This is a genomic window from Microvirga sp. P5_D2 (genome assembly GCF_054049475.1).
Genome location: NZ_JBFUMH010000370.1, coordinates 1 through 1104 on the forward strand (window position 1 = coordinate 1; position 1104 = coordinate 1104).

Here is a 1104-nt window from a genome sequence, read left to right on the forward strand (position 1 = left end):
GAAAGGCTCACGAGCAAGTTCGCCTCAGACGGCATGAAAAGCACTCCTGGGCGAAAGGCTCACGAGCAAGTTCGCCTCAGACGGCATGAAAAGCACTCCTGGGCTGATAGGCGGGGCCGCGCGCCAGCACCGCCCAGGCAATGCGGGCGAGCTTATTGGCGAGTGCAATCACCAGCATGTTGCGATGCAGCCTCCGGCCCGTGGTCTCAATCCAGGGCCACAGGCCGAGCCTCGCCCCATGCGGTCGACGCACCAGCACGATGTGGGCGGCTTGGACGAAGAGCGTCCGCAGGTACTTGTTCCCGCGCTTGGAGATCTTGCCCAGGATGGTGCGGTCGCCGGTCGACTCCTGTTTGGGCACCAGCCCGAGCCAAGCCCCGAAGTCCCGCCCCTGCTTGAACCCAGCGCCCGTCCCAATCGCCGCCACGACAGCCGACGAGATGATCGGTCCAACGCCCGGGACGCTCATCAGGCGCTGACAGTGCTCATCTTGAGCAGCCAGWGCTTCGATCTCGGCGGAGACATCGGTAATGCGCGCGTCGAGCCGGCGCCAATCCTCAGCCAAATCAGCAATGAGGTGAACGATGCGCAGCGATAGGGCGTCAGAGTACGAACCTAGGATGCCTGGCAACGCCTGCCTCAACGGCGCAAGCCCCTGGCGCACGGTGATGCCGCGCTCGAGAAGGAAGCCGCGGATTTGGTTGGTGACGCTTGTGCGCTGACTGACCAGGCGTGAACGCACCCGGTGCAGGGCGAGCAGATCCATCTGGTCTGGCGTCTTGATCGCCACGAACGACATGGTCGGCCGCTGCACCGCCTCCGCGATGGCTTCGGCATCGCGATAATCGTTCTTGTGGCCCTTGAGGAAAGGTTTGACGTACTGAGCCGGGATCAGGCGCACGTCATGGCCGAGCGTCCGGAGTTGCCGACCGATGGGGTGGGCGCCAGCACAGGCCTCCATGCCAATCAGGCAGGGTGGGATGTTCGCCAGGCGCTGGGTGAGCTGCGTGCGGGAGAGCTTGATCCGCAGCACGATGGCGCCGCGCTCATCCTGGCCGACGAGATGGAAGCTGTTCTTGCCCAGATCGATGCCCAGCGTGGCAA

General features: G+C 64.4%; 1 protein-coding gene. It reads right to left on the minus strand.

The annotated features are described in order from the left end of the window. Window positions 1-76: 76 nt before the first annotated feature. On the minus strand, window positions 77-1104 hold a 1028-nt coding region (locus ACXJKO_RS31740; RefSeq protein ID WP_457094973.1), incomplete at its 5' end, for an IS110 family RNA-guided transposase.